19 protein-coding genes are annotated in these 21989 nt (G+C 39.2%); 9 read left to right on the forward strand and 10 right to left on the reverse strand.

Translation table 11 applies throughout. The annotated features are described in order from the left end of the window. Positions 1–14 precede the first annotated feature (14 nt). Entirely contained in the window at positions 15–929 is a 915-nt protein-coding gene (locus ACRWQL_RS15670; protein WP_434950927.1) for a glycosyltransferase, read from the forward strand. A 144-nt stretch (positions 930–1073) separates the two neighbouring features. Here the strand turns inward: ACRWQL_RS15670 and ACRWQL_RS15675 are convergent, their stop codons facing one another. Genes ACRWQL_RS15675 through wecC form a run of 8 tightly spaced genes read right to left on the reverse strand, consistent with a single transcriptional unit; the run spans position 1074 to position 9770 of the window. Beyond that, positions 1074–2234, reverse strand: a complete 1161-nt coding sequence (locus tag ACRWQL_RS15675) for a glycosyltransferase (protein ID WP_434950928.1) — start codon at positions 2232–2234, stop codon at positions 1074–1076. Beyond that, the gene (locus tag ACRWQL_RS15680; RefSeq protein ID WP_434950930.1) at positions 2231–3670 is read right to left on the reverse strand and encodes an MOP flippase family protein; all 1440 of its coding nucleotides are present in this window, start codon (positions 3668–3670) and stop codon (positions 2231–2233) included. Before ACRWQL_RS15680 ends, ACRWQL_RS15675 begins: the two co-directional genes overlap by 4 nt. After that, positions 3667–4764 carry a TDP-N-acetylfucosamine:lipid II N-acetylfucosaminyltransferase gene (locus ACRWQL_RS15685; protein WP_434950932.1) on the reverse strand — a complete coding sequence of 366 codons (1098 nt, stop codon included), beginning with the start codon at positions 4762–4764 and terminating at the stop codon, positions 3667–3669. Before ACRWQL_RS15685 ends, ACRWQL_RS15680 begins: the two co-directional genes overlap by 4 nt. Then, on the reverse strand, positions 4754–5890 hold the full coding sequence (gene rffA / locus ACRWQL_RS15690) for a dTDP-4-amino-4,6-dideoxygalactose transaminase (RefSeq protein ID WP_434950934.1): 1137 nt from the start codon (positions 5888–5890) through the stop codon (positions 4754–4756). Before rffA ends, ACRWQL_RS15685 begins: the two co-directional genes overlap by 11 nt. Then, the gene (gene rffC / locus ACRWQL_RS15695) at positions 5890–6579 is read right to left on the reverse strand and encodes a dTDP-4-amino-4,6-dideoxy-D-galactose acyltransferase (RefSeq protein ID WP_434950936.1); all 690 of its coding nucleotides are present in this window, start codon (positions 6577–6579) and stop codon (positions 5890–5892) included. Before rffC ends, rffA begins: the two co-directional genes overlap by 1 nt. Further along, complete coding sequence (gene rfbA / locus ACRWQL_RS15700; protein WP_434953403.1) at positions 6563–7438, reverse strand: glucose-1-phosphate thymidylyltransferase RfbA; 876 nt, start codon at positions 7436–7438, stop codon at positions 6563–6565. Before rfbA (ACRWQL_RS15700) ends, rffC begins: the two co-directional genes overlap by 17 nt. A gap of 8 nt (positions 7439–7446) precedes the next feature. Then, positions 7447–8505 (reverse strand): dTDP-glucose 4,6-dehydratase, encoded by a 1059-nt coding sequence (gene rfbB, locus ACRWQL_RS15705; RefSeq protein WP_434950938.1) that lies wholly within the window; start codon positions 8503–8505, stop codon positions 7447–7449. Then, positions 8502–9770, reverse strand: coding sequence for a UDP-N-acetyl-D-mannosamine dehydrogenase (wecC, locus tag ACRWQL_RS15710; protein WP_434950940.1), 1269 nt, complete (start codon positions 9768–9770; stop codon positions 8502–8504). The genes rfbB (ACRWQL_RS15705) and wecC overlap by 4 nt, the downstream gene beginning before the upstream one ends. Before the next feature lie 352 nt (positions 9771–10122). Between wecC and wecA the strand changes: the two genes are divergently transcribed. From wecA to rfbC, 6 genes are all read left to right on the forward strand, one after another. Further along, positions 10123–11163: a UDP-N-acetylglucosamine--undecaprenyl-phosphate N-acetylglucosaminephosphotransferase gene (wecA, locus tag ACRWQL_RS15715; protein ID WP_434950942.1), complete on the forward strand. Its 1041-nt coding sequence runs from the start codon at positions 10123–10125 to the stop codon at positions 11161–11163. Between the two features lie 160 nt (positions 11164–11323). Next, positions 11324–12733 (forward strand): MBL fold metallo-hydrolase RNA specificity domain-containing protein, encoded by a 1410-nt coding sequence (locus ACRWQL_RS15720; protein ID WP_434950944.1) that lies wholly within the window; start codon positions 11324–11326, stop codon positions 12731–12733. Positions 12734–13329: 596 nt separating this feature from the next. Continuing rightward, complete coding sequence (gene rfbB, locus ACRWQL_RS15725; protein WP_434950946.1) at positions 13330–14412, forward strand: dTDP-glucose 4,6-dehydratase; 1083 nt, start codon at positions 13330–13332, stop codon at positions 14410–14412. Between the two features lie 50 nt (positions 14413–14462). Continuing rightward, positions 14463–15335, forward strand: coding sequence for a glucose-1-phosphate thymidylyltransferase RfbA (gene rfbA / locus ACRWQL_RS15730; RefSeq protein WP_434950948.1), 873 nt, complete (start codon positions 14463–14465; stop codon positions 15333–15335). After that, positions 15335–16366, forward strand: a complete 1032-nt coding sequence (rfbD, locus tag ACRWQL_RS15735) for a dTDP-4-dehydrorhamnose reductase (RefSeq protein WP_434950949.1) — start codon at positions 15335–15337, stop codon at positions 16364–16366. The genes rfbA (ACRWQL_RS15730) and rfbD overlap by 1 nt, the downstream gene beginning before the upstream one ends. After that, on the forward strand, positions 16367–16915 hold the full coding sequence (rfbC, locus tag ACRWQL_RS15740) for a dTDP-4-dehydrorhamnose 3,5-epimerase (RefSeq protein ID WP_434950951.1): 549 nt from the start codon (positions 16367–16369) through the stop codon (positions 16913–16915). Between the two features lie 181 nt (positions 16916–17096). Here the strand turns inward: rfbC and ACRWQL_RS15745 are convergent, their stop codons facing one another. Both ACRWQL_RS15745 and ACRWQL_RS15750 read right to left on the reverse strand, forming a co-directional pair. Further along, positions 17097–17387: a GIY-YIG nuclease family protein gene (locus ACRWQL_RS15745; protein WP_434950953.1), complete on the reverse strand. Its 291-nt coding sequence runs from the start codon at positions 17385–17387 to the stop codon at positions 17097–17099. Between the two features lie 183 nt (positions 17388–17570). Beyond that, positions 17571–19400 carry an ABC transporter ATP-binding protein gene (locus ACRWQL_RS15750; protein ID WP_226414167.1) on the reverse strand — a complete coding sequence of 610 codons (1830 nt, stop codon included), beginning with the start codon at positions 19398–19400 and terminating at the stop codon, positions 17571–17573. A gap of 214 nt (positions 19401–19614) precedes the next feature. Here ACRWQL_RS15750 and ACRWQL_RS15755 point away from each other — a divergent pair, with 214 nt between their 5' ends. Then, on the forward strand, positions 19615–21183 hold the full coding sequence (locus ACRWQL_RS15755) for a DNA-3-methyladenine glycosylase 2 family protein (protein WP_434950955.1): 1569 nt from the start codon (positions 19615–19617) through the stop codon (positions 21181–21183). 73 nt (positions 21184–21256) lie between these two features. Continuing rightward, a complete protein-coding gene (locus tag ACRWQL_RS15760; RefSeq protein WP_434926767.1) occupies positions 21257–21814 on the forward strand; it encodes a methylated-DNA--[protein]-cysteine S-methyltransferase in 558 nt (185 codons plus the stop codon). The last annotated feature ends 175 nt before the right edge of the window (positions 21815–21989 follow it).

The following is a 21989-nucleotide window of genomic DNA, read 5'->3' on the forward strand; positions in this document are numbered from 1 at the left end:
TTTGGGGTTGGATTTTGAATATTCTTTTAGTTACTAATATGTATCCATCTGAAGGGGACGTCAGTTGGAGGGGGTCGTTTGTTAAAGAACAAGTTGACATGTCTCATATCCATAATAAAAATATTAATTACGATGTATTGCATATAAAAGGTAGGATATGTGGTGGCAGTAACTTAAACTATTTACTTGCACCACTATTGGTTTTAAAAAAAATACTATTTAATAAGTATGATGCAATACACTGTCATCATGCATTTTGTGTTTTTGTTTCAATATTGTTTTTTAATAAGATAATTTATACTGTGCATGAAGGTGAGCTTAATAACCATAAAACAAGTGTTCTTATCAAGCTGGCTATTTTTTTATCAAGAAAAGTTATTTTTGTTAATCAAACAGAGTTTTTGAAGTCTAATCATAAGCGAAAGTTTTTTTTACCCTGTGGCATCGATTTTTCTGTTTTTAAACCTTCAAACTCAATCCCTTCAGATTATATATTATTTCCAGCAGATCCCAATAGATGTGAAAAGAACGCACATTTACTCAGGGAGGCTGAAAGTTTTATAAGTGCTAGTTATCCCAACGTTAAATTTGTATATGGCGGGAAAATACCTAGAGAGGATATGCCGAGTTTGATGCGGCAAGCATTACTGATTGTAACTATCGGCAAATTTGAATCCGATGGGTTAGTATTAAAAGAAGCTATGGCTTCTAATGTACCGGTTGTTAGTACTGAAGTAGGCAATGCTAGTTATTACTTGGATGAACATTCCGGTATTACATGTGCACCTAATAAAAGCTCTTTAATAGATGCAATTCTTCTTATTTTGAAAAATCGTGAGCATTACCTAAATGGTAGGAAACGTTTAGAGAAATTGCAAGTTGATCAAAAGATAGTGGTTATGAATTTGGCTAAAATATATAAGTTTTAATAAATATAAAAATTAGACGTGCTAACAATACAAGGTAAAGTTATACACGTCTTAATTTATTTTAAACTGAATATTTTATATGTCGGTATTAATTGTAATAAAGGTTTGTGCATGACATATAAGTTAACCTTCAATATTATTCATTCAGAATAATTTTTCGAATTCCCTGCAAATATTATTTATATTAAACCTTGAAATGTCAGGGGCGTTGAACTCACTAAAGTTTTTGTTAAAGAAATTTTCAAATTCTGAAGTATTATCAAATGTCGTTCCAATTGATATAAATGGTCGCTTAGTTAATGTGTAATCTATCAGCTTACTGGGCGTTTGGTTTTTTGTATCATTTGTAAAGTTAATAAGAAAGTTGGCTGAGCTAAGCTGCTTTATGCAGTCTTCACGCGGGATTAGGTCATATATTTTTAATTTATCACCTAAGATCTCGATAAAAGGGCTGAGAATATCCTTCGTTTCTTGATTTTTGAAATCTGTATAAATTGTAAGTCTAAAGTCACAGTTGGATTTATAGTTTACTAGGTAATTCAGAAAGCTTGTTGGATTTCTTATATCTTTATATAGTCGTCCTGCAAATGCAAACTCTACTTTTTTTGATTGATTGACTTCATTTAGTTCAACATTTTCAAAATCAAAGCCGTGAGGGATTACGACTGCTTTATCGTCCATGTTAAGCTTTTTATAGTCGCTGATAGCATTATCTACAGGGATTGTTATGTAGGTAAATTTAGATAAAGCCCATACTTCTATCCACTTTTGGTAAGGTGCTATTTTATAGTGGTTATAATAATAAGGGTCACCACTTTCTGCGATAGATATATTGTTGAACTTCCCCATTCCAATTGCTGTGCCTAAATGTACTGCAAAAGGGTGAGAGTTAGAGATTATTACATCGTAATTATTTATCTCAATTTTTTTTAAATATCTAGCTAATGAAATTGAATACTCAAATACGTGTCCTGCTGGAAGGAAATATCTAATACATTTTCTAATAAAAGTTTTTAGACCGCTTTTAAGTGGTGATTGCTTACCACTAATAGTTAAGGTTTGGTTCGTTGTGTGTTTAACCATTTTGGGCGGGTTTAGTAAGTAACCAGTTTTAATTGTAATGATATCAATATTGTTTTCTGTTTTATATTGCTCATAATTAAAACCTAAGTCTGCGGTAATAACGGTTACTTTATGTCCTTTACTGGCTAGTTTTTTTGCTAATGCAGTAATTCTAAATGCTCTAGGATTGTTAGTAGGATAAAAAAAGTAGGTTGTAATGAGTATGTTTTTTACTTCGCTCATTTAGATCTCGATTTAATTAGATTTAATATTTCATTTTTACGTAAGATGATATTCGTTACTGTATAAAATACAACTCCGCATGAAATAAGTAAGATTAAATTTGATAATTCTGATACAAGTATGTTTGATGGTATCAATTTAATTGTTAAAAACATTGCTATTGACGTTGCTGTGGCAATCAATATCGAGTTTATGTATGGGATGATACATGGTCCTATAAGCAATTTAACTATTCTGAAATACCAAACAAAAAAGAGTATAACTTGTAGCAATACTAAGCCTGTAGCGACACCTATAAGCCCAAAAAAATGTGCACTGACAAATATTGTTATCGGTATAAATAGCGTTAACATCATATTCCACTGCAGTGATAGCTCTGCTCTACCGCAGGCGAGTATTAGACTTCCGCCAGCATTGCCTAGTGAACGAATAAACGCGTAAATAGCCAAGACCTGAATGATGGGGATAGCGGGTATCCATTGATCACCAATCAACAAGGGAATCAGTAAGGGAGCTACAGCACTTACACCAAATAACAGTGGTGCATTAATTGTTGCCACTAAGTTGAGCATATTGAGGTAACCCGATTTGAGCCGTTCTGGTTGGCTTTTGAAACGGGTTAGTACTGGAAATGCAATACTTGTCAGGATAGGGTTTATCTTACTGATCGGCTGCAGTACGAGGTTAAAAGCCATACTGTAATAACCTAGTGCCTGTGTACCTAAAATACTACCAACCAAAATTTGGTCTATGCGTGAATTAATAAAATTAAAAATGTTTCCTGCCATAAGATTCAAACCGAAATGCAGGTATCGTTGAATGCTTGTAAACTGTATTTTGGTTGTGAACTTGAGCAGAGACCAGCCACTAACCATCAAAATAATGGTGCTGATAATGCATTTTATTAAGTATCCGATAATCAGTGACCAAATCTCTAAGCCATTATACGCGCAAATAACTGCAGCTATGGTGCCTGTAACAGAAGCAAATGATTCACCTATGGCAATGGGCTTAAAAATAAGGTTTTTCTGTAATAAAGCTTTGTGAAGTTGTCCCCATGGTAGTATAAAAAAAGTCACTGCTATATAGGGTAGATAAGGCGTAATGTTACTAATGAAATTAAGGTGTTCTGCAATAAGATTGAAGCCAAATAAAATGCTAAAAACCCCGATACCTAATAATATATTGAGGCAGTAAAGAGTTGAAAGCTCAGTTCTTGTTGGATGGCTTTCCTGAATAACGGCCTCGCTTAAGCCCATTTGACTAAAAAATTCAGAAAAGCTGATTATTATCATCAATAAGGCTACTGTGCCGAATGCTTCTGGAGACAGAATTCTACCTAAAATTATAATTTGCGTCATTTGGGCAGCAGTGGTTATAAGCATTGCTACAGTAGACCAACCGGCACCAGACATTATTTTGTTTTTTAACGTCAATTAACCTCTCCTAAAAGAAGATTATTGAGTTTTTTTGCGCATATTTCTGGGTGAAATATATTTCTAATATTGTTTCTATTATCGATGATTTGCTTTTCTGTCATTATACTGTTGGCAATGATGGTGGGTATTGAGTGAGTATCATGCAAGTAAATGTTCCAGTTTTTATATGTGTTGAAGAGTGGGTTATGTTTAGGGATAAACAGCTCTAACCCGAACTCACAGGCAATATTCAACGTCCCAACACCTTGTTGTCTATCATGGTTATAGATGAGCGCATCGTGGCTACTGACTAGTTGTATAAAATCAATATATTGACACTTTGTAGTTAAAAATACTAACTCTACATCTGTCAGCTTTTCAGTAGCGTAGTTTTTTATTTTTAAAATTTGCTCTTCGGTTGCACCATAATTGAGTACAAACGTGAGTGAATCAAAAAGTGATGATTGTGCAATTAAATCAATAACTGCAGGGAAGTTGTTTGTTTCATCGCCAGAATTACCAACCATGGCATTCAGTTTTATTGGTTTAGTTTGGCGTGATATCACTGATGGTTTTTCTTTTAATTCATAAAACCATGCTGGGAAACCAATTTCTACAAAACTTTTGCAAGTTTGATGAGTAAGTTTTTGTAAGTACTCAAAGTCACCTTTTAGGCCAATTTTAGTGCCAATTCTTGGAAGTACCCATTGTCGAGCGAGGTTGATAATTATGCCTTTAAGGCCTTTAGGAAGGCTGTAATATACATCTGCACCCCACATTGACCATATAACATGCTCAAGTGCTTTTAGGTTAAAAAGCAGATTTAGCAAAAGTAGATTGTCGTATATTCCATGCAGTACTACTTTGTGTCGGCTATTGGCAGAACGAATGATGTTTACAACATCTCTTCTTTGATTGCTTATAGTAAGGTCACCACCTTGAAGCTCATCAAATAGTTGAGGGGCTTCATTGGTATAGATCAACACGTCATGCTGAAGATTTTTATCAGCCAAGTCCTTACGTATAAAGCCTACGTAAGGAATGATATGTCTACTATGGCTTAGAACAAATACATGGCTGACTTTTATGTTTTTTAACACATTATTTTGCACAAAAAAAACCTGATACCGCTGTTATAACTTGTTGTTGCTCAGCTTGTGTCATTTGGTAATACAAGGGTAATCTAACCAGTTTCTGTGATTCTAGTGTTGTGTGCTTATCTTCACCATGAAATACACCATGGTTTTCGCCAGCAGGGCTTGAGTGGAGCGGAATATAATGGAATACGGTTAATATATCGTGTTCGCGCATATACAGAATAAACGCATCACGTTGAGTTTGATCTTCTAATTTTAAATAGTACATATGTGCATTATGTACAATACCTTGTGGTATTGTTGGACCACTCATTTTACCATCATCGATTAGCTGCTGAAACGCGCTTTGGTATGTGTTCCACAATAATAAACGTTTGTCATTGATCTGTTCTGCTGCTTCTAGCTGCGCAAACAAATATGCACCTTGAAGCTCTGATGGTAAAAAGCTTGATCCAATATCTTTCCAGGTGTATTTATCTACTTGTCCGCGGATGAATTGGCTGCGATCAGTGCCTTTTTCTCTTATTACTTCAGCCCTATGTATAAGACTTTCGTCATTGATTAAAATGGCTCCGCCTTCTCCGCCTGCACTATAGTTTTTAGTTTCATGAAAACTAAAACAGCCAATATGGCCAATAGTACCCAATGCTTTACCTTTGTAAGTAGACATGACTCCCTGTGCAGCATCCTCGATAACCCACAGATTATGTCTGTTAGCGATTGTCATAATAATATCCATTTCACAGCCAATACCGGCGTAATGAACAGGAACAATCGCTTTTGTTTTTGATGTTATAGCGGCTTCAATCAATTTTTCATCGATATTCATAGTATCTGGTCTGATATCAACAAATACGATTTTGGCTCCACGAAGTACAAAGGCGTTGGCCGTTGATACAAATGTAAAGCTTGGCATAATGACTTCATCGCCTTCTTTGATGTCTGCTAAGATAGCACCCATCTCAAGTGCTGCTGTGCAAGAAGGGGTAAGCAATGCCTTTAGGGTCTTAAATTCTTTTTCTAACCAGCTCTGACATTGGTGGCCATATGGGCCATCGCCACATAGTTTGCCATTTTGGATTGCGTCAGCAATATATTGGATCTCTGTACCAAGAACTGGTGGACGATTAAATGGGATCATTATCTATATAACCAATGTGATATGGAGTGAGTTTTATAATCTAATTTATTATAAAAGTTAATAGCAGGGATATTTGTTAATTGCGTAGCAACCTGAATGGTAGTGAGTTGTTGCTTTAATGCATAGTTATTAGCCAGTTGCATGAGTTTGCTACCAATCTGTTGGCCCCTAGCATCTACAGCGACGGCAATTAATCCGATTCTACAAATGGTTTCAACTTTTTTCAATGTGATAAAGCCTAAAACTTTCTCTTCATTTTTTATACATAAGCAGATGTCATCAAATTGACCCTGAACTGCTTTTTCAACCCAAGTTGCATAAAAACGTTCTTTATCGCTTAGGGCGAACCAAGGTAAGCAAAATCGAGAGTGCTTGTAAGCGTTATTCACAATATTTCTAAGTTGATCTAAGTCGTCGTATTTTGCTGGTATTATTTCTTCTTGTGGGCATTGGAAGTCGGTCTGTTTTTGAAAAATAATTTCACCTTCCACGTATTTAAACCCTAATGATTGCAGTAGGTTAATCGAATCTGGGGAGTTAGCATTGATTTTGGCTTGTGCAAAATCATACTGTTCTAGCATTGATAACGTTAGTGATGTTGTATTTTCCGTTTGTTCAAAGTTAGCGATTTCCTTTCCAAAGAAGTCGCTATCCCAATTCAAACGTACTAGATTACCCGATATTGCCATTTGCAATGTCCATTAAGTACTTCCCATATCCTGTTTTAGCAAGAGGCGCTGCTAATTTAAGTAAATCTTCTTTTTGTAGCCAACCATTTCTATAAGCCACTTCTTCAAGGCAAGCCACTTTCATGCCTTGTCTATGTTCAATTGTTTGAACAAATTGTCCCGCTTCGAGTAGGCTGTCGTGGGTGCCTGTATCTAACCATGCAAAACCTCTCCCTAATAGCTCTACTGCTAGCTGTTTTTTATCAAAGTAGGCTTGGTTAATACAGGTGATCTCTAATTCACCTCTGGCTGAGGGTTTAACTTGCTTGGCTATTTCTACGACTTGGTTGTCATAAAAATACAGTCCTGTTACGGCCCATTTTGATTTAGGTATTTGAGGCTTTTCTTCAAGGCTTAATACATTAAAATCTTTATCGAACTCAATAATACCAAAGCGCGAAGGATCTTTTACCTGATAAGCAAACACTGTCGCGCCTTCTTTATTACTTTTAGCTCGGGCAATTTTCTCTGCGAAACCTTGACCGTAGAATATGTTGTCACCGAGTACTAAACACACATCGTCTTGGCCAATAAACTCTTCACCGATAATAAAAGCTTGGGCTAAACCATCAGGTTTTGGTTGGACTGCATAGGTAAGCGATATACCAAATTGACTGCCATCGCCAAGTAATCGTTGAAAGCTAGATTGGTCTTCTGGCGTTGTTATGATTAATATTTCTTTTATCTTTGCTAACATTAATACAGACAAAGTGTAATAAATCATTGGCTTGTCATATATAGGCAATAGTTGTTTAGATACCCCTTGAGTTATAGGGTATAAACGTGAACCTGAGCCGCCAGCTAATATTATTCCTTTCATCATATGCCTTAATTTAGTCCTAAACGATCCGTTGTATATGTGTTGTCCATGACAGCTTGCCACCATTGTTTATTATCTAGATACCATTCCACTGTCTTTCTTAAACCTGTTTCAAACGTTTCAACTGGTAACCAGCCTAGTTCGGTGGCAATTTTAGTTGCATCGATTGCGTAGCGTAAATCATGACCTGGGCGATCTTTAACGAAAGTAATTAAATCACGGTAGTGTTTATGTTCTGATGGCTTACCCAATAATTCTTGTAAAACATCACAAATAGCGCCAACAACTTCGAGGTTAGTTTTTTCGTTATGACCTCCCACGTTATAGGTTTGTCCTATTTTACCTGATGTAAGCACGGTATAAAGCGCTTTTGCGTGATCTTCAACATAGAGCCAGTCACGTATTTGATCGCCTTTACCGTAGATAGGTAGGGGTTTATTGTTAAGTGCGTTGATAATGACTAGTGGTATGAGTTTTTCTGGAAAGTGGTATGGGCCATAGTTGTTTGAACAGTTAGTGATAACTATTGGTAAACCATATGTACGGTGCCAAGCTTGAACTAAATGATCTGATGATGCTTTTGAGGCCGAATACGGGCTACTTGGCGCATAAGGTGTTTCTTCAGTGAATAGGCCTTTGGAGTCCTCTAAATCACCAAACACTTCATCGGTTGATATGTGGTGAAATCTAAATTGCGATTTTCTTTCAATTTCTAGTTGCTGCCAGTAATGACGAGCGATTTCGAGTAAATTATAGGTGCCAATAATATTGGTCTGGATAAACTCAGCAGGGCCATCGATTGAGCGATCAACATGACTTTCTGCGGCTAAGTGCATTATGCAGTCTGGTTGAAAGTCATGAACTATTTTTCGAACTGCTTCATTATCACATATATCTGCAAGTACAAATTGGTAGCGAGATGACTCGCTTACACCTGCAACTGAGGCTAAATTGCCAGCATAAGTTAGTTTATCTAAGTTTAACACCCTGTCTTGAGTGTGATTAATTATATGCCTAATGACAGCTGAGCCGATAAATCCAGCTCCTCCAGTTACTAATATATTCATAGCGACCACAGTCCTTTGGTGTCAATAATGAGCTTTGATTTTACTTGCTCTGGTTTTATATCTTTAAATTGGTCATGATCAACCAACATAACAATGATGTCTGCCTGATCAAGTGCTTTTTCGATAGTAACAAGAGTGCACTTATCAGAAATGCTCGCCGGCAAGACTTCTATATTGGGTTCAACTGCTAGTAATTTACCTGGAAGTGATTGTGCTAAACTTTCCGTAATTGCTAGTGAAGGGCTTTCACGAAGATCATCAATGTTAGGTTTAAAAGCAAGACCGAAACATGCAGTGGTAACTTCAGTCGCAGATTTCGTTGGATTTTGTATTAAAAACTCCCCGACTAACGACTTTACTTTTTCAATAACCCATAGCGGTTTACTGTCATTAACTTCTCTTGCTGTGCGGATTAAATGTGCTTTTTCTGGTGTTTTGGCAACAATAAACCAAGGATCCACGGCAATACAATGCCCACCCACGCCAGGGCCTGGCTGTAAAATATTCACCCGAGGATGACGATTTGCTAAAGAGATCAATTCCCATACATTGATGTCTAACTCATCACAAATGAGTGATAATTCATTTGCGAAAGCTATGCTTACATCACGTGAAGAGTTTTCAGTTAACTTAGCCATTTCAGCGGTTCTTGCATTTGTTATAATGCATTCACCTTCAACAAATATTTTGTATAATTCAACACATCTTGCAGAGCAAACAGGCGTTAAGCCACCAATAACGCGATCGTTAGCGACTAGCTCTTTCACCACCTGTCCTGGTAATACTCGCTCAGGACAATGAGCTATATTAATATCACAGGTATCACCAACTTGCTGAGGGAAAGTCAGGTCAGGTCTTAACTCTGCAAGCCATTCAGCCATTTGCTCTGTAGCGCCTACTGGTGAAGTAGACTCTAAAATTATTAAGTCACCTTTTTTCAAAACGGGAGCAATTGATTTACTCGCGGCATGTATGTAGCTTAAATCCGGCTGATGATTATCTTTAAATGGTGTAGGAACTGCGACTAAGAATGCGTCAGCTGGCTCAGCTTTTATTACAGCCTTTAGATATCCATTGTTTACCGCGTGTTGTACGATACTTTCTAGCCCAGGCTCGACTATGTGGATCTTACCCTGGTTAATAGTACTGACAGCATGTTCATTTACATCCACACCGATTACTTTGATTTTTCTTGAGGCGAACATAGCTGCTGTAGGTAAGCCTATGTAGCCTAAGCCAATAACTGAAATACTATTGAAAGACATGTTACTTATTTCCTGTACCATGATGGCAATTCAAAAATTGGGTGAATGTTACCTAAAAGGCGTCTTCACTACAATTAGAATTAACCTTTTTCACGCGTAGTTAGTATTTAGAACTCGCTGATATAATGCGGGCTTCGGGCTATTTTTAAATATAAAAAACGATAAATAATGGATGTGATTAGTTTCACTGTCGGCTCTAATAGTTTGTGTAATATAGTAGCTTGTTTAAATGTCTCATTTAATTGTTTGCCTACCCAACACTGGAATTTGATATTCGCTAGCGCTATAATGGCGTGATCTAATAATTTTCCTATACAAAACTAATGTAAAGCGTTGTTTTTAAAGAGGTTTCATGGAAAGCGTACTCCCAGCCTTTATTACTTTTATTCTTACGTGCACTGCAGTGCAATTTCTCAAACCTTTAGCGCAGTTTGTTGGTTTAGTTGACATACCTAATGGTCGTAAGCAGCATCAAGGTGAAGTTCCGTTAATTGGTGGCCTGGCTATTTATCTTAGTATCCTTTTGGTTTCATCTACTTTTTTTGAATATAGTCGAGAACTAAATATTTATCTGATATCAGCTGCATTGATATTATTTTTAGGGATTTTAGATGACAAGTATGACTTGTCGGTCAGATTGAGGGTTGTTTCGCAGGTTATCATTGCATCGTTAATGATATTTGGCGCAGAAATTTATTTATCGTCCCTAGGGCATATTGTGTATTTTTTCGAGTTAAAGCTTAGTTTTATGGGCATTTTCTTGACCGTTATTGCAGTAATTGCAGCGATCAACGCATTCAATATGGTTGATGGAATTGATGGCCTGGCAGGTTGTTTGAGTTTAATCACTTTTGCATCGCTTGCTTTTCTACTATATCGGATTGACAGCCCATGGTTTATGTTACCGGTTTTATATGTCTCAGCTTTGCTTGCTTATTTAATGTTCAATTTGCGTTGGCCGTCATCAAAATTGTATAAGATATTTATGGGTGATGCTGGCAGTATGTTGATAGGTTTGACTGTTGTTTGGTTATTGGTTATTGGAACCTCTGCGGACAATAGCGCATTTAATCCTGTTACAGCCTTGTATTTAATTGCGATACCTTTAATGGATATGGCTGCAATAATGTATCGCCGAGTTAAAAAGGGCCATTCGCCTTTTACTGCAGATAGAGATCATTTACACCACATATTTGAAAGAGCGGGTTATAGCAGAAGACAAACACTGGTTCGCATTAGTTTTCTTTCGTTTTTATTGGCTGCCATAGGCATTTCATCTGAGCTTTTAAATGTACCAGAATGGATAATGTTTGTTGGTTTTATTGCCATATTTACCGCTTATAGTTGGGCTTTGTCTCATGTCTGGCAAATACTTACCTGGCTAAAAAAGTAAGCCAATACAGTTGAGTCATTTTTCCTTTAGAATTTATTGAGGCCTTGAGTGAAAACTCAAGGCCTCAATGTTCTTATAGATATTTGCTGGAATGGCAGTAGTTCCATGGCATGATTTTTGTGCTAAGTTAAATCCATCTAAAATATAAAATGGATTTTTTATGCAGATACTTCATCATGGTGCGGTTAATGGTGTAACTGGCTCTTGTCATCAATTGGATATCAATGAAACTGGCAGATTATCAAGTTATCTTATAGATTGTGGATTGTTTCAAGGCGCGGAAACCGCGGGTAAATCTTCTGCTCAGCAGCTTCAAATTGAGTTTGATATTAGTGCTATTCAAGCGTTAATTGTCACCCATTGTCATATTGACCATGTCGGTCGGATCCCTTATTTAATCGCTGCAGGTTTTGATAAACCTATTTATGCCACTAAAGCGACTGCGGCATTGTTGCCATTAGTGATTGAAGATGCATTAAAAATTGGCGTGACGCGTGATAAAAAGTTGATTGATGCTTTTTTATTACGACTTGAATCATTAATATTGCCGATTGATTACCATCAATGGACACCATTGCCTCTAGATGATAGCAATGCTAAGCAGCACGACGTTACCGAGATTAAACTTAAGTTTAAACCTGCCGGTCATATCTTAGGTTCAGCCTATGTTGAGTTTGACCTAATAGGTAAGGTAAAACATCGAGTGGTATTTTCAGGTGATTTAGGTGCAACTTATGCTCCTTTACTGGCCAGTCCCCGCAGTCCTTATCGCGCCGATACGTTAGTCATTGAATCTACCTATGGTGATAAGAATCATCAGGGTCGAAAAGATCGCAGTAAATTGCTTAAGCAGATTATTGAAAAGTGTGTTGCTGATAATGGTGTCGTACTCATTCCTGCATTCAGCATTGGCAGAACTCAAGAGTTATTATATGAGTTTGAAAACATTATAGCTAAAAACCAGCATAATCCTATTTGGCAAAATATCGATATTATTGTCGACTCTCCCATGGCTGCTAAGTTCACCCAGAAGTACCTGCAATTCCAAGCTTTATGGGATAGTGAAGCTAAACGGGTGGTTAATAAAGGCCGTCACCCGTTAGATTTTGAGCAACTTTATACTATCGATAGTCATCAAGACCATCTAGCGGTGATCAACTACCTTAACTCTCGTAATAAGCCTGCCATCGTTATTGCAGCCTCTGGCATGTGCAGTGGTGGGCGTATTATGAATTACCTGAAACGCTTTTTATCTGAGCCTACCGCTGATGTGTTGTTTGTGGGCTATCAAGCTCAAGGTACACCGGGTAGGGACATTCAAAACTTTGGCCCGAAAGGTGGCTATGTAATGTTGGATGACGAACGTATCGATATTAAAGCCGGTGTGCATACTATAAGCGGTTACTCAGCCCATGCTGATCAAGCTAATTTAATTAACTTCGTCAAACGTATGCATCATAAACCCAAACATATACGTATAGTGCATGGTGATGATGAGGCCAAACAAGCGCTTGCAGACAAGTATCGCCAACTACTACCCGACTGTAATGTTGAGATTGGTAAAGCTTAGGGTCTAGGTCATTTTACGAGTTGTTATTTAATGCTGTTAGATTTTATAAATCAGATCCCGGCCCACAAGCATTACCGGGATGACGGTAGGTGGTTCATGCCTGTATGAATGAAGAAGCTGCACTACCTATAAGACTGCCTGTTTGATGTTTTTTTCTTCGTCATCCCCGAGATCTGTTATCGGGGACCTCGATCTTAGATATATTGTATGGAGACAGGATCCCGACCCACAAGCATTACCGGGATGACGGTAGGTGGTTCATGCCTGTATGAATGCAGAAGCTGCACTACCTATAAGACTGCCGGTTTGATGTTTTTTCTTCGTCATCCCCGAGATCTGTTATCGGGGACCTCGATCTTAGATATTTTGTATAAGGACAGGATCCCGGCCCAGAAGCATTACCGGGATGACGGTGGCTGATGCATTACCAGGATTACGGTGGGTAGGTGCATTACTGGGATGACGGTGGTTTTGTATACCGAGGTGACGGTGTTACCTTAATACCGGTGGTACATCTTAATCGTTAACCCTTGGTAGACTTTGTATTGTCACTTACAATTAACCTTAATGATTTTGATATAATTGGGTGAATGTCTTTGAAGATATTAGTGACGGGTGGAGCAGGTTTTGTTGGCTCGGCCTTAGTGCGTTTTATAATTGAGCATACCCAAGATGAAGTCGTTAATGTTGATAAACTCACCTATGCGGGTAACTTAGCGTCTTTACAATCTGTGAGTTATAACCCGCGTTATCATTTTGAGCAGGTCGACATTTGTAATCGTGCAGAATTAGATCGTGTTTTTGCCGAACATCAGCCTGATTTTATTATGCACTTAGCCGCTGAAAGTCATGTTGACCGTTCAATTACTGGACCCAGTGATTTTATTCAAACCAATATTGTCGGCACTTTTACGTTGTTGGAGGCAGCGCGTAAATACTGGCAAACACTCGTCCTTGCTAAACAGAATCAATTTCGTTTTCACCATATTTCTACCGATGAAGTGTTTGGTGATTTACCTCATCCTGATGATGTGTGCGCTGATCAATTTGCCTATTTACCTAAATTCACTGAACAAACATCTTATGCACCCAGTAGCCCTTATGCAGCATCAAAAGCATCCAGTGATCATTTAGTTCGTGCGTGGTGCCGCACCTATGGCTTGCCAACGATTGTGAGTAATTGTTCGAATAATTATGGTCCATACCACTTTCCTGAGAAGTTAATTCCACTGGTTATTTTAAATGCAATAGAGGGTAAAGATTTACCGATTTATGGTAAAGGCGATCAAATTCGTGATTGGTTATATGTCGAAGACCACGCTAGGGCACTGTATAAAGTGGTGACTGAAGGTAAGGTGGGTGAGACCTACAATATTGGTGGCCATAATGAGCAACGCAATATCGATGTAGTGAAGGCTATTTGTGGTATTTTAGATGCTCTTTTGCCTAAAGAGACTTCTTACGCTGAACAAATTACTTATGTCACAGACAGACCCGGTCATGACCATCGTTATGCTATTGATGCCACCAAGATAAGCCATGAATTGAACTGGCAACCACAAGAAACCTTTGCAACAGGTTTACGTAAAACTATCGAATGGTATTTAACCCACCAAGGCTGGTGTCAACATGTGCAAGATGGTCGTTATCAAGGTGAGCGTTTAGGCCTTAATTCTTGATAACGGTTGATTAAATACTGGCTTATGTCACGTTGAAAATGAGAGGGGTTATGAAAGGCATTATTTTAGCGGGTGGAACGGGTACGCGTTTATATCCTCTTACTCGTGGAATATCCAAGCAGTTGCTGCCGGTTTATGATAAGCCAATGATTTATTATCCTTTATCAACCTTAATGTTGGCGGGTATAAGAGATATTCTTATTATCACTACCGCTGAAGATAAACACAGTTTTGAACGTCTTTTGGGTGATGGTTCAGATTATGGTGTGCGCCTAAGTTACGCAATCCAGGCGTCACCAGATGGCATAGCACAAGCTTTTATCATTGGTGAATCGTTTATTGGTAATGATAATGTTTGCTTGGTATTAGGGGATAATATTTTTTATGGACAGTCATTTAGCCATACCCTTAAACAAGCTGTAAGTAAGCCGTTCGGCGCAACAATATTTGGTTATCAGGTGAAAGATCCTGAGCGATTTGGCGTGGTAGAGTTTGATCCGCAAATGAATGCTATTTCGATTGAAGAGAAACCACTAAAGCCTAAGTCGAGTTACGCGGTTACTGGGCTGTATTTTTATGATAATCGTGTGGTTGAGTTTGCTAAGGCGCTTACACCTTCAGCCAGACATGAGCTTGAAATAACCGATTTAAATCAACGGTATTTAGATGATGCAAGTTTATCAGTTGAGCTTTTAGGCCGAGGTTTTGCTTGGTTTGATACTGGCACCCATCAAAGCTTGCATCAGGCGTCTTCTTTTGTGCAAACCATTGAAGCCGTGCAAGGATTAAAAGTAGCGTGTTTAGAAGAGATAGCTTGGCGTAATGGTTGGCTTTCTGACGATGACCTTTGCCGAATTGCGCAACCATTATTGAAAAATGAATACGGCCAATACCTACTACGTTTGATTGAGGAAGTAGGCTAATGCGTTTGTTGATCACAGGGGCTAATGGTCAGCTGGGGCGATCGCTAGTCGCATATTTGCACTGCGTTATGATGCCTCATGTTGAAGTATTAGCGTTAACAAAGCAGCAGTTAGATATTTCAAACCTTGATGCTGTTGAATTGGTCATGGCAAAGTTTTTACCCGATTATATTATCAATACCGCAGCTTATACCGCTGTTGATAGGGCTGAAAATGATGTTGAACTCGCTTATGCGGTTAATCGTGATGGGGCGAAAAGTTTAGCCCAAGCGGCCAATGGCATTGGTGCGACAATATTACATGTCTCAACCGATTATGTTTTTGCTGGTGATAAGCTTGGCGAATATCAAGAAGACGATATTACCAGTCCTTTAAGTGTGTATGGCGAAAGTAAACTCGCTGGTGAAGTTGCTGTAATGCAATCTAACCCTAAGCATATTATTTTGCGTACTGCCTGGATGTTCAGTGAATATGGCAATAATTTTGTCCGCACTATATTACGTTTAAGTCAGGATAAACCCACTTTACATATTGTTGATGATCAGTTTGGTGGCCCTACGTATGCGGGACATGTTGCACAGACTTTGATTTCGATTATGCTGCAATTAGATACGAATACAGCTCATACTCTAGGTGCTCAGCGTGGCCAAAATGAGCATATTAATAATACTCTTTATGGCGTGTATCATTTCTCAGGTTTGCCCCATGTGAGTTGGTATCAATTTGCGCAAAAGATAGTTCAACAAAAGATTGTGAATGATCACTCACAGACTGAAAATCATCGCATAGCAACAAAGTTGAACCTTGCTGAATTAAAGCCAATTAGCACAAATGAGTATCCTGTCGCCGCAAAACGACCGCACAATAGTAAATTACATTGTCAAAAAATCACTGACACATTTGGCATTCATCCCAGTGACTGGATATCGGCTTTATCTAAGGTTGTGACTGTATTAGCGCCGCTTGCATTAGAGGATGATACTTCGCAGATAAGATTTACTCCTCCAACTAAGTCCGAGAAAGAGCAATAAATGAACGTGATTGAAACTAATATAGCCGGTGTGAAAATCATTGAGCCAAAGGTATTTGGTGATGACAGAGGCTATTTCTGCGAAACCTGGAATCAACAACAGTTTGAGACATTAGTTGCAGGCAAGCCAACTCATTTTGTGCAAGATAATCATTCTAAGTCGGTAAAAGACACCTTGCGCGGATTACATTTCCAGCGTCAGCAGACTCAAGGTAAGTTAATTCGAGTCATATCAGGTGAAATATTTGATGTTGCCGTTGATATTCGCACTGACTCGCCGACATATGGGCAATGGGTTGGGGTGTTGCTTTCAGCTGACAATAAACGCCAAGTTTGGATCCCTGCCGGTTTTGCCCACGGTTTTTATGTACTAAGTGATTTTGCAGAATGTGTTTATAAATGCACCGATTATTATCATCCACAATCAGAAGAAACCATTTTGTGGAATGATGCTCATCTAAATATCAAGTGGCCTGTAAATGATGCACCTTTATTATCGGACAAAGATCAACATGGACAGTTGTTTAAAAATATTAGGCCACTTGTTTGACTAAAGCCAGATCCCGGCCCAGAAGCATTACCGGGATGACGGTGGGTGGACACATTACCTATATTATTGCCGGTTTGATTTTTTTCTTCGTCATCCCCGAGATCTGTTATCGGGGATCTCGATTTTGGCAGTTGGCAGGTATTGTACGTAGAGCATTTGATTTAAAAGCATATTTTAGGATTTAAAGTAGATCATCATAAAGATCAACCCAGTAAGGGTTATTTTTCTCTATCAATTTAATTTTCCAATTTCGCTGCCATTTTTTAAGTTGTTTCTCACGAGTGATGGCTTGATAAATATCATCATGAATTTCAAAATAAACTAATTTCTTGGTGTTATATTTTTTACTAAACCCATCACATACGTTATTTTTGTGTTCATATATACGCTTTATAAGTGAAGACGTTACCCCTATATAAAGAGTGCCGTTAGGTTTGTTGGCGAGTATATAAACGTATGATTGCTGATCCATAGCAGTGAAAACCTATCCATAGTTAGCGTCTTTTCTGGTTATTATGGTAGTTGATAAAATTGCTTTTGGCATATAGCGGTAACAAGGCGCAGGTACTGGTAATAATGTTATTGAGCGCTCAAATAAGTCCAGAGAACGTCATCCGCTATTCTTGTTCGTGCGGATGACGTCATTTAAACTGGGTTAATCTAGCCCTAAAAAACCTCCAGTTTGATGTGCCCATAGCTGGCTATAAATACCGCCACTGGCGATAAGTTCTTGGTGGCTACCTTGCTCAACTATTTTGCCTTTGTCTAATACGATTAACCTGTCCATCGCGGCTATTGTTGATAGTCGATGGGCGATGGCGATAACGGTTTTACCTTCCATTAATTCATATAATGATTCTTGAATCGCCGCTTCAACTTCAGAGTCGAGTGCTGATGTGGCTTCATCTAACAGCAAAATAGGGGCGTTTTTAAGCAATACCCGGGCAATGGCGATACGTTGGCGTTGTCCGCCTGACAGTTTTACACCACGTTCACCAACTTGAGCATCCAGGCCGACATTGCCATGTGGGTCTGTTAATGCGGCAATAAACTCGGTAGCTTGTGCCTGTTGAATCGCTGCAACTAATTGTGCTTCGCTGGCATTAGGGTCACCATAAAGAACGTTTTCACGAATGGAGCGGTGCAATAGCGATGTGTCCTGTGTCACCATGCCGATATGAGCGCGTAATGAGTCCTGGGTGACATCTTTTAATCCTTGTTGATCAATTAAAATCTCACCTTTTTCGATGTCATGAAAACGCATTAATAAATTCACTAGGGTAGATTTACCTGCGCCTGAACGTCCTACTAAGCCGACTTTCTCACCGGCTTTAATGTGCAAGTCTAGCCCTTCAATCACGCCAGTTTTTTCACCGTAATGAAAGCTTACCTGGTTGAAGTCAATTTGCCCTCGGCTAACATTGAGTGGTTTGGCATCGACTTTATCTTCAATCAAAATAGACTTAGATAAAGTATTCATTCCATCTGTCACTGTGCCAATATTTTCAAATAATGAACTGATTTCCCACATTATCCATTGTGACATGCCATTGAGTCGCAGTGCTAAGCTAACCGCAATAGCGATAGCGCCGACTGTGATGGCATCGTCCGCCCATAACCAAATAGATACCGCAGTAATAGTGAAGGCTAAGATGTAGTTGATGATTTGTACTGATACGTTAATCACGGTGACCAGACGCATTTGGCCGTAAACGGTTTTTAAAAAAATCATCATGCTGTCTTTGGCGTAATCGGTTTCTTGTTGGGTATGAGAAAACAGTTTTACGGTGGCTATATTGGTATAGCTGTCAACAATTCGCCCTGTCATGGTTGAACGTGCGTCGGCTTGCTCTGTTGCTATAGCTTTAAGTTTTGGTACTAATTTCCATTGGATAGCCACATAAGCCGCTAACCAAATTAGCATCGGCAGCATTAGGCGTAAGTCTGCGCTGGCAATCATGACTAACATTGAGGTGAAGTAGACTAAAATGTATACCAATACATCGAGTAGTTTCATCACGGTTTCACGTACTGCAAGGGCTGTTTGCATGACTTTGGTGGCCACGCGCCCTGCAAAATCATCTTGATAGAACGAGATACTTTGTTTCAGTAAATAACGGTGTGCCATCCACCGGATAGCCATAGGGTAATTACCTAACAAGGTTTGATAAACAATTGATGCATGTAGCCAAACTAGAAAGGGAATAACGACTAACACGATAACCGACATGGTGATTAACGTGTCACCTTCATCTTGCCATAATGTCTGGGGATTTTTCGTCACCAACCAATCAACCAATTGTCCCATAAAGCCAAAAAGGGACACTTCTAGCATCGCCAAAAGAGCGGTTAGCACCGACATCGCAATTAATGGCGCGCCGAACCCTTTGGTATAATGACGGCAAAAAGCATATAAGCTTTTGGGTGGCTGAGTCGGTTCTTCGGGTGGCAAAGGTTGTACGAGTGATTCAAAAAATTTAAACATGCAAGGCTCTGGTTATTCTTCAATAATCTTTGCTGTTAGGATACCTTAAGTGCTTTATAACCTCAGTATTATTTACCGCGAATATTGAGAGAAATGTAAATGGCTGTGTTTGTGGTGCTGGTTCAATTAGGGGAGGCTTCAGTACCGATTTCCGCTAGTGCAGAATGGTCTGCTGACGTAAAGTAAGCCTATTATTCATTCTACTGGTGCCATTGTGGCTATTCTTCCTGAACATGACTGTACGATTTTGGCCGAGGTGTGTCGTCAAGCTAGGCTTAGCCGTGACGCGCGATTTGATGGCCAATTTTATACGGGTGTTTTTAGTACTGGTATTTATTGTCGCTCTATTTGTCCCGCGTCACCGCCGCATGAGAAAAATGTCCGCTACTTTGACAGCCCAATTAAAGCGGCTAATCATGGTTTAAGGCCTTGTTTACGTTGTCGTCCAGACAGTGCGCCTTACTCCTATGCGTGGATAGGCACTCAAACCACATTACAGCGGGCGATAAAGCTAATCGACAATGGGGCGATGACAGGTGAGTCGGCACTCAGTGTCGAACAATTGTCTGACAAACTCGGCATCAGCAGCCGATATTTGGTGAAGTTATTTACTCAATTTCTGGGCACATCACCAAAGAAATATGCGCTATATCAGCAAGTGATGTTTGCTAAAACATTATTACATCAAACGGCGTTGCCGATAACCGATGTAGCATTTGCCTCAGGGTTTAATAGTATCCGCAGTTTTAATGACACATTTAAGCAAGCGCTACAATTAACGCCAACATCACTAAGAAAGAATCTTAGTAAAGCCTCTATTGATAAAAGCGACAAAACAGTTCAAACAGTGTCGACGGATATGCAAAGCAACCATCAAAACACCTATCAACGCGATGTTATAAACACCCGCGCGAGCATCACCTTAAAACTTAGCTATCGGCCACCCTTAAACTGGCAGGCAATGCATGACTTTTATCATTTAAGGCAAGTTGCCAATATGGAATGGTTGGCTGACGAAATTTATGGTCGAAGTTTTAATCTTAATGGCGTTAAAGGCATATTGCAGCTCAAACACATAGAGACTAAGTCACTGTTTGAACTTGCGGTAAGCTTTGTCGAACCAACAGATTCACGTTATTTAGCAGCTGTGGTTAATGCCGTCAGAAAGATGCTTGATTTGGATGCTGACATGTTAACCATTGAAGGCCAACTGAAAAGTATTAAGGCTATCGATATCAGTGCCGTTGCATTAAAGCCGGGTTTAAGAATACCGGCTACTTTTTCGGTGTTTGAAGCGGCCTGCCGCGCCGTACTTGGTCAACAAGTGAGTGTGGTACAAGCCTCTAAGTTGCTCAATACTCTGGTGGAGCATTATGGTGAGAGTATAACGCTGGGTCAGCAAACGTTTAGATTGTTTCCAACGCCTGAAGCCATTGGCTGTGCTAGTTTAGATGAGCTGAAAATGCCAGGGGCAAGAAAGTTGGCATTAAATGGCTTAGGTAAGTTTGTGCATAATAACCCGCAGTCTTCACCACTCGATTGGCTTGATGTTAAAGGTATTGGCCCCTGGACTGTCGCCTATGCGCAAATGCGCGGTGAGAGTCAGTCTAATGTATTTTTGAGCGGTGATTTAGTGATCAAAAATCGCTTAAAAGCATTATGTGACAAAAGCGCTACTAGCATAGAAACCGCAAAACAATATCAACAACTGGCAGATCAGGTTGCCGAGCAAGCCGCGCCATGGGGCAGTTACTTAACGTTTCAGTTATGGTCCGCCGAGTGAGGTTGGTATTACTTAATCTCGGTATGATTTAATTAAAACCCGCCTGGATTTAATTTATACAAGGATACAAAAAATGGTTAATCAATATCAGCCGCCAGTATTAACAGTCAATTTAACCAGCCCTGTAGGGGTGTTGTCAGTAAAAGCGTCAAGTGAAGGACTGACTCATTTGACGGTTGTTGATATTAGCCGTCAATCGGCTGCTGTTGAAACATTTGGCGAGGTTATTGAACTTGAATGTAATCGCGAGCAATCAGATGACCTAAGTCGACAACAAAAGCATCTTGCTCAGCAACACATAAACAAGGTCCATAAGCAGTTAACGGAATATTTTGCCGGTAAGCGTAAGGTGTTTGAGTTATCTCTCGCGCCCAAAGGTACAGTGTTTCAGCATCAAGTTTGGCAAGCGTTATCAGCCATGCAATTTGGCGAAATATGCAGTTACAGCGACATTGCTAACGGTATAAATCGCCCTAAAGCGGTAAGGGCCGTTGGGGCTGCAAATGGGGCCAACCCGATTGCGATAATAGTGCCATGCCATAGAGTAATTGGTAAAAGTGGTAAGTTAACCGGTTATGCCTATGGCTTAGAGATGAAGCAATTTTTATTAGGGTTAGAAGCTAAATATTAAAATGCCAAGTACGATGTTGCTCGGATTGAATAAATAGAAAAGCCAGATCCCGGCCCAGAAGCATTACCGGGATGACGGTTTGATATTTTCTTCCGTCATCCCCGAGATCTGTTATCGGGGATCTCGATTTTAAATACTTTGTATGAATACTGGTTCCCGGCCCAGAAGCATCGCC

Origin of the sequence: Shewanella sp. HL-SH4, assembly GCF_051164845.1 — a bacterium.
GTDB classification, from domain to species: Bacteria; Pseudomonadota; Gammaproteobacteria; order Enterobacterales; family Shewanellaceae; genus Shewanella; species Shewanella glacialimarina.

What these genes read in the sequence shown, in the direction of transcription:
- ACRWQL_RS15760 (WP_434926767.1), top strand. Translation starts at nt 21,257, where the DNA reads ATGGTTAATCAATATCAGCCGCCAGTATTAACAGTCAATTTAACCAGC.
- rfbC (WP_434950951.1), top strand. Translation starts at nt 16,367, where the DNA reads ATGAACGTGATTGAAACTAATATAGCCGGTGTGAAAATCATTGAGCCA.
- ACRWQL_RS15675 (WP_434950928.1), bottom strand. Translation starts at nt 2,234, where the DNA reads ATGAGCGAAGTAAAAAACATACTCATTACAACCTACTTTTTTTATCCT.
- ACRWQL_RS15720 (WP_434950944.1), top strand. Translation starts at nt 11,324, where the DNA reads ATGCAGATACTTCATCATGGTGCGGTTAATGGTGTAACTGGCTCTTGT.
- rffA (WP_434950934.1), bottom strand. Translation starts at nt 5,890, where the DNA reads ATGATCCCATTTAATCGTCCACCAGTTCTTGGTACAGAGATCCAATAT.
- ACRWQL_RS15745 (WP_434950953.1), bottom strand. Translation starts at nt 17,387, where the DNA reads ATGGATCAGCAATCATACGTTTATATACTCGCCAACAAACCTAACGGC.
- rfbA (WP_434950948.1), top strand. Translation starts at nt 14,463, where the DNA reads ATGAAAGGCATTATTTTAGCGGGTGGAACGGGTACGCGTTTATATCCT.
- rfbB (WP_434950938.1), bottom strand. Translation starts at nt 8,505, where the DNA reads ATGAATATATTAGTAACTGGAGGAGCTGGATTTATCGGCTCAGCTGTC.
- wecA (WP_434950942.1), top strand. Translation starts at nt 10,123, where the DNA reads ATGGAAAGCGTACTCCCAGCCTTTATTACTTTTATTCTTACGTGCACT.
- rffC (WP_434950936.1), bottom strand. Translation starts at nt 6,579, where the DNA reads ATGGCAATATCGGGTAATCTAGTACGTTTGAATTGGGATAGCGACTTC.
- rfbA (WP_434953403.1), bottom strand. Translation starts at nt 7,438, where the DNA reads ATGAAAGGAATAATATTAGCTGGCGGCTCAGGTTCACGTTTATACCCT.
- ACRWQL_RS15750 (WP_226414167.1), bottom strand. Translation starts at nt 19,400, where the DNA reads ATGTTTAAATTTTTTGAATCACTCGTACAACCTTTGCCACCCGAAGAA.
- wecC (WP_434950940.1), bottom strand. Translation starts at nt 9,770, where the DNA reads ATGTCTTTCAATAGTATTTCAGTTATTGGCTTAGGCTACATAGGCTTA.
- rfbD (WP_434950949.1), top strand. Translation starts at nt 15,335, where the DNA reads ATGCGTTTGTTGATCACAGGGGCTAATGGTCAGCTGGGGCGATCGCTA.